Origin of the sequence: Curtobacterium sp. MCPF17_011 (genome assembly GCF_003234145.1) — a bacterium.
Lineage (GTDB): Bacteria > Actinomycetota > Actinomycetes > Actinomycetales > Microbacteriaceae > Curtobacterium.
On sequence record NZ_QKSK01000024.1, the window covers coordinates 1 to 1,071 of the forward strand.

1 rRNA gene is annotated in these 1,071 nt (G+C 67.3%); it reads left to right on the forward strand.

The features are described 5' to 3' along the window. Positions 1-12: 12 nt before the first annotated feature. Positions 13-129 (forward strand): 5S ribosomal RNA (gene rrf, locus DEJ25_RS16325). Positions 130-1,071 lie beyond the last annotated feature (942 nt).

Genomic DNA, 1,071 nt, shown 5'->3' on the forward strand with positions numbered 1-1,071 from the left:
GGTCGATGGTGTTCCGGTGGTCATAGCGAGAGGGAAACGCCCGGTCACATTCCGAACCCGGAAGCTAAGCCTCTCAGCGCCGATGGTACTGCAAGGGGGACCTTGTGGGAGAGTAGGACGCCGCCGGACTTCTTTTCATGAAAACCCCTGACATGGGGAGCATCCGCTCCCCATGTCAGGGGTTTTCTGCATTCCAGCTGCTGTCCATTCTGCCGTCGAGTCCGCCGTCGGCGGCACTAGGGATCGTGCGATTCGCCGGCACACCAGAGTCGGGGCCGATGCGGTCGCCCGCGGCCCTCCACCATCGTGGTTCTGGGAGCGGCGGAGCTCGCGCGCAGCGAACTCGTGGCAACCCGTCGTTTCCCCGAGGGTGAGGGCCGGCGGGTGTGCTGGTGATCGGCTGCGGTTGCGCGGCCCTGCCGGCTTGTCTGCGGTCTTGCGATGGCGGGCTCCTGAAGTCCCTGACACTTCTCCGTTCCGGCGTCACCAGGCTCGAGCCCAGAGCGGAGCCGCGAAACCCGGATCCGAGAGCGTCGCGCCGGACGCTCGGTTCTGCCGTGACGGACGGAGCTCAGAGCGTGCGGTTCAGCCCTGACCCTTGCGAGCAGCCTCGTGCTGTTGCTCGAGTCTCTCGATGTCACGCAAGGGTCCCTTGCCGGTGTGCCCGCACCCTGTCTTCAGGTGCTTGACCGAGACCGTGACCTTGATCGCCCCGGTGGAGCGGGGCGCCGCGACGGTGGCCTGGGGTCACTTCGCGGCAGCTTCTGGTCGTTGCGATCGTTCAGCACGAGGGGAATGATCGGCCCAGAGCCCAGAGCCCAGAGCCCAGAGCCCAGAGCCCAGAGCCCAGAGCCCAGAGCCCAGAGCCCAGAGCCCAGAGCCCAGAGCCCAGAGCCCAGAGCCCAGAGCCCAGAGGCAGAGCGGGCGCGGAGTTTCCCGAGGCGTGCGTGGGGGCCGGCGTCCGTGTGTTGCAGTGTGCGACACGCCCGGGATGTGGGGTGGGTTGGTGGTGGGGGTGGTGGCTGCGTAAAGTAATCCCTCGTCACCCCAAAGGTGCGGCGGAGCGGCTGG